We start from the raw sequence: 5,441 nt of genomic DNA on the forward strand, positions 1-5,441 counted from the left end.
CCTCACAGCGCCGATGGTACTGCAGGGGGGACCCTGTGGGAGAGTAGGACGCCGCCGAACGATTATTGTGGGAATGCCCTGTGCCAGGTATCTGGTGCAGGGCATTTCTGCGTTTAGGGGCCATTTCAAAGTCCTATGCGGTAGCCGACCGCCTTCATCGGCTACGCGCAATCGGGGTCCTGGCCCCGTATCAGAGGCGTCCCGCTGCCTTCAGCGCGAGATACGCATCCGCGAGAGCCGGAGCCAGTTTCTCCGGGATGGCATCCACAACGGTGACGCCATGCCTCTGCAATTGCTCCGCCGTGCGACGTCGCTGTGCCTGTGCCTGAGTGCCGGCGGCGGCCTCGTAGACCGCGTCCACTGTGCCCCGTCGAGTACCCATGCTTTCGATATGGGGATCGGCGACGGAGGCGAGGAGGACCGTGTGGCGTTTGGTGAGCTGAGGGAGGACGGGAAGGAGTCCCTCCTCGATGGGGGCCGCGTCGAGACTGGTGAGAAGTACGACGAGCGATCTGCGCGGCGCGTTCCTCAGCGTGGCCGCGCTGAGACCGCGTGCATCCGTCTCGACGAGCTCCGGTTCGAGCGGGGCGAGCGCGTTGACCATTGTCGGCAGGACATCGCCCGCGGAACGGCCCTGGACCTGAGCGCGTACACGGCGGTCGTAGGCGAGGAGGTCCACACGGTCGCCTGCTCGTGAGGCGAGCGCGGTGAGAAGGAGTGTGGCGTCCATGGCCGCGTCGAGACGCGGGACGTCGCCGACCCGGCCGGCCGATGTGCGGCCGGTGTCGAGGACGACAAGGATGTGCCGGTCGCGTTCTGGGCGCCAGGTCCGTACAGCGACGGTCGACTGGCGGGCGGTGGCACGCCAGTCGATGGACCGGGTGTCGTCGCCGGGTACGTACTCGCGGAGGCTGTCGAATTCGGTGCCTTCGCCACGGGTCAGCACGCTGGTACGGCCGTCCAGCTCGCGCAGTCGGGCAAGCCTGGACGGCAGGTGCTTGCGGCTGCTGAAGGGCGGCAGCACCCGTAGCGTCCACGGGACGTCATGGTTGCCCTGGCGGGCCGCCAGGCCCAAGGGACCGTACGAGCGCACCGTCACGCGTTCCGCGCGGCGGTCACCACGGCGGGTCGGATGGAGGGACGTGCTGAGCCGTCGGCGTTCACCTGCCGGGATGGTCAGCTTGTGTCGGGACGCGGCTTGTTCGGTTCCGGCGAACCAGCTGCTGGGGGGCCAGGCGTCGCGCAAATGGGCGCGGAGCCTGCGGCCCGAAGGGTTGGTGACGGTGAGATGGACGTTGGCGCCTTCGCCGAGTCGAACAGACGTATCACCACTTCGGGTGAATCGGAGCGTTCGCACTGGTGCGGCCAAGGCGTAGTCGCACAGAATTGCTAGCGAGAGCGGCGCATTGACGGCAAGGATCCCCGCCCAGCCGGGGGCGTAGATGCCGACGGGGAGAGTGCCAAGGGCCGCGAGGAGTGCGGTGCGTCCGGTGAGAGCCACGGTTCACCGCCTCATCGGGGAACGGGGACATTGGCGAGGATCGCGGTGATGACGGAGTCGGCGGTGACTCCGTCCATCTCGGCCTCAGGCCGCAGTTGGATGCGATGGCGGAGTGTGGGGAGAGCCAGGGCCTTCACATCGTCCGGGATGACATAGTCCCGGCCGGTGAGCCAGGCCCAGGCGCGGGCGGTGGAGAGCAGGGCAGTGGCGCCTCGCGGGGAGACGCCGAGTGAGAGCGAGGGGGATTCACGCGTGGCACGACAGATATCGACGACATAGCCCGCGATCTCGGGCGAGACGGATGTCTTGGCTACAGCGTCGCGCGCCGCGTCCAGGTCGGCCGGTCCGGCGACGGGCCGTACCCCCGCGGCCTGGAGATCACGAGGGTTGAAGCCTTCCGCGTGGCGGGTCAGGACGCTGATCTCGTCGTCGCGGGACGGCAGTGGCACGGTCAGCTTGAGAAGAAAGCGGTCGAGTTGGGCTTCGGGCAGCGGATAGGTGCCCTCGTACTCGACAGGGTTCTGGGTGGCAGCGACAAGGAACGGATCGGGGAGCGGGCGCGGGGTGCCGTCGACCGTGACCTGGCGCTCCTCCATCGCTTCCAGGAGTGAGGACTGGGTCTTGGGCGGCGTGCGGTTGATCTCGTCGGCCAGCAGCAGATTGGTGAAGACAGGGCCGGGCTGGAAGGAGAACTCGGCGGTCCTGGCGTCATAGACGAGGGATCCGGTGATATCGCTCGGCATCAGATCCGGGGTGAACTGGACGCGCTTGGTGTCGAGTTCCAGCGAAGCGGCGAGTGCCCGTACCAGAAGGGTCTTCGCGACGCCGGGGACTCCTTCGAGGAGGACATGGCCGCGGCAGAGAAGGGCTACGACAAGCCCGGTGACGGCGGGGTCCTGGCCGACCACCGCCTTCGCGATCTCGGCGCGCAGGGCCTCCAGGGAAGCGCGGGCGCTGTCCGTGTTCTCGGCCTTCTCGGCGTTCTGTGTGGGCGGAGCACTCATGAAGTGCGTACCTCTCTTTCGAGGGCGTCGAGTTGGTCCGCCAGGCGGACCAGAGCGGCGTCGTCGGCCGGGGCCGGGCCGAAGAGCAGGGTGCGCGGGTCCTGGGCGGTGTCCGCGAGGTGCGAGGCGACGGCCGGGATCAGGGACTCGGGCGAGTGTGCCTCGGTGGCTGGGACGCCGAGGAGAGGTGCGAGGCGTTCGCGGGTCGCCGAGCGCAGGGCCGATGCCGCGTGGTCCCGGGCGTTCGCCTTGCGGTAGAGGCGGGCGCGGCCCTCGGTGGACTCGGAGGCCCGGATGGCGACGGGGAGCCGTTCGGCCACGAGAGGGCCCAGCCTGCGGGCGCGCCAGACGGCGGCGAGCACCGCGGCGAGGAAGAGCTGGAAGGTGCCCCAGAGCCAGCCTGACGGGATCAGATCGAGGAAGCCGCTGTCGCCGTCGTCCCCACTGTTATCGCCGCTGCCCTGGGAGGCAGAGGCATCACTGAGCGAAGGGAGGTACCAGACGAGATGAGGCCGGGAACCGAGGAGTTGCAGGGCGAGCGAGGCGTTGCCCTGCTTGTCGAGGCGGTCGTTGTAGAGAAGATCGGGGGAGCCGAGCAGGACAGTGTCACCGGCATCCGCATTCGTGCCTGCCCCTGTTTCCGTGTCCGTATCTGTTTCTGTGGCGGGGATCCTGAGCAGGGTGGGCACACCGTCACTCAGGTAGCAGCCGTCGGCGTCGGGCGAGTCGGTGACGTATCGCTCGCCGCCGATGTCGACGGTGCCCGCGCGGGCGGCGGTGGGCAGCGAGCAGCGCGGGGCTCGTGCGGAGACGGGCGCGGGTGTGCTGGTACGGACACTGGGGGCCAGTATGTCGACCGAGGGCGGGCCGGCGCCGAGGTGGACGGTGCGGCCTCCCGAGAGCGCGGTCGTGTCGTGCAGGAGCCACTGCTGGTGAGGTGTCAGCAGATCGGGATTGGTGACAAGGAGCGTGGTGTCGGGGCCGGTTGCGGCCGTGGCCTCGTCCAGTGTGGTGACGACATCGATGGACACTCCGCTGTTCCTGAGCAGCTCGGCGGCGGCGCGGCTGCCGTACTGGTCGGCGGAGCGGGGGTCGAGTCGGCCGTGCTGGTCGCCCGAGGTGAGTGCGGCCATCATGATTCCGGCCGTCAGAAGGATGGCGAGGGCGAGGAGCAGTCCGCGGGCTCGGGTCCAGATCTGGCCGGCGGTGAGGGAGAGCGATGTGGAGCCGGTCGGGGAGGTCACTCGGCGGTTCCTCCGGATGCGGTGCTCAACTGCGGCTTCGCTCGTTCCAGATCGAGATCGAGTTCACGCAGACGCAGATATGTCCGCTGGCCGGCGCTGCGGCCTCCGTATGTGACGTCGTCGAACTCGCCCGCGGCGGCGCGGAGTCGGTCGGCGTGGTCGGGGAGCGGGCGTCCGGCCTCGGCGGCGGCTTCGTCGGCGGTGCGGCTGGGGCGCGGGTCGAGCAGCGCTCGTTCCTCCAGGGACCGGACGATGGCGCGCATCCGCTCCTGGACAGCCTCGTTCCAGCGCTGGGCGGCGGCGTGTGTTTCGGCAGCGGCGCGGTGTTCGGCGGCGCTGCGCGGCCCGTCCTCGAAGAGCGCGCCGGCCGAGCCGGGTATGCGGCGAGGTGTGCCCAGCCGCCACCACAGGGCGGCGAGGAGGACCACCACGACCAGGACGACGACGGCCAGGCCGAGCGGACCGCCGGGGGCGACGCCGGAAGCGGCGTCGAGGAGATCGCCGATCCATTCCCAGAAGCGGTTGATCGCGCGCTGGAGAAGGTTCGGGTCGTTCTCGTGGTACATCGGTTTGGACAGTTCGCGCTCCGCCGCTTCCCGGGCGGGGATGCGCGGGGTGTCCACCGGTATGTCGTCGCTCAGGCGTATCAGCAGCCGTGCCGATGTCGCTCCCCCCGTGATGGACACCGCATCAGCTCCTGGCAGGGCCGTGGCCCGGCTGCTGGGAGCCGTAGCCCGGTACGCCCGCGGCCCGCGCCAGTTCGAGGTCGAGGGCCTCGCGGCGGATGCGCTGGTCCACGTAGAGGAGAACGGTCACACCGGCGGAGATCGGATAGGTGATCGTGGTGGCGACCACGGTCCCGATGCCGGTGATGATCAGGAAGGGCCAGCCGAGATTCGCACCGGTGCCGGAGAGCAGGCCGTCGAGACCACCGCCGTCCACCGCGGCGGCGAGGATGCCGAAGGGCACGGCGATGACCAGCGTGACGAGGAAGGTCAGCACCAGAGTGAGCAGGAGGATGCCGAAGGTGCGCCACCAGGCGCCTGCCACGAGCTTGGCGGAGCGGCGCAAGGACGCCATCACGCCCCGGCGTTCCAGCATGAGCGCGGGCGAGGCGAGGTTGAAGCGGACCATCAGCCAGATGACGACGGCGACGCCCGGGAATCCGCCGAGCAGGGCGAGCGCGGCTCCCGCGGCCGATCCCAGCAGCACGCCGGGAAGGACGCTGATCGTCATGATGGCCGTGCTCATGAGGAGCAGCAGCACGGTCAGGGCGAGGAGTTGGGGGAGCCGGGGCCGGGCTTCGCGCCAGGCCTCGGAGAGTGTGACCGGGCGTCCCAGCACGGAGCGGCTGATCACCACGGTGAGTATCGAGGTGGTGAAGAGGGTGCCGATCACGGTGAGGGCCAGCGACGGGACGAGCGAGACAAGGCTCTGCTGCACCGAGTCGGCGGCCTGGTTGAGGGCCTCCGAGGGGCTCGCGTCGGGGTCGATGGCCACCGGCTCGGGAAGGAGATAACGCTGGACGAGGATCTCGGCGATCTGGGTGACCACGGCGACGGCGAGGGTGACGCCCAGCACGGTCCGCCAGTGGGCGCGCAGCGTGGAGACGGCGCCGTCCAGGATCTCGCCGACGCCGAGCGGGCGCAGCGGGATCACGCCCGGCTTGGCGGCGGGCGGTGGGCCCCAGCC

Annotated in this window: 5 protein-coding genes; all 5 read right to left on the reverse strand. The window is 69.7% G+C overall.

The features are described from left to right. Window positions 1–190 precede the first annotated feature (190 nt). Window positions 191–1,501 (reverse strand): DUF58 domain-containing protein, encoded by a 1,311-nt coding sequence (locus GA0115259_RS14500; RefSeq protein ID WP_093596236.1) that lies wholly within the window; start codon window positions 1,499–1,501, stop codon window positions 191–193. Window positions 1,502–1,512: 11 nt separating this feature from the next. Beyond that, window positions 1,513–2,505: an AAA family ATPase gene (locus tag GA0115259_RS14505; protein WP_093596239.1), complete on the reverse strand. Its 993-nt coding sequence runs from the start codon at window positions 2,503–2,505 to the stop codon at window positions 1,513–1,515. Continuing rightward, window positions 2,502–3,749: a DUF4350 domain-containing protein gene (locus GA0115259_RS14510; protein ID WP_218104219.1), complete on the reverse strand. Its 1,248-nt coding sequence runs from the start codon at window positions 3,747–3,749 to the stop codon at window positions 2,502–2,504. The genes GA0115259_RS14505 and GA0115259_RS14510 overlap by 4 nt, the downstream gene beginning before the upstream one ends. Then, window positions 3,746–4,435 (reverse strand): DUF4129 domain-containing protein, encoded by a 690-nt coding sequence (locus GA0115259_RS14515; RefSeq protein ID WP_093596242.1) that lies wholly within the window; start codon window positions 4,433–4,435, stop codon window positions 3,746–3,748. The genes GA0115259_RS14510 and GA0115259_RS14515 overlap by 4 nt, the downstream gene beginning before the upstream one ends. A 4-nt stretch (window positions 4,436–4,439) precedes the next feature. Continuing rightward, on the reverse strand, window positions 4,440–5,441 hold a 1,002-nt coding region (locus GA0115259_RS14520), incomplete at its 5' end, for a DUF7847 domain-containing protein (RefSeq protein WP_237540001.1).

The organism is Streptomyces sp. MnatMP-M17 (assembly GCF_900091995.1).
Taxonomy (GTDB): domain Bacteria; phylum Actinomycetota; class Actinomycetes; order Streptomycetales; family Streptomycetaceae; genus Streptomyces.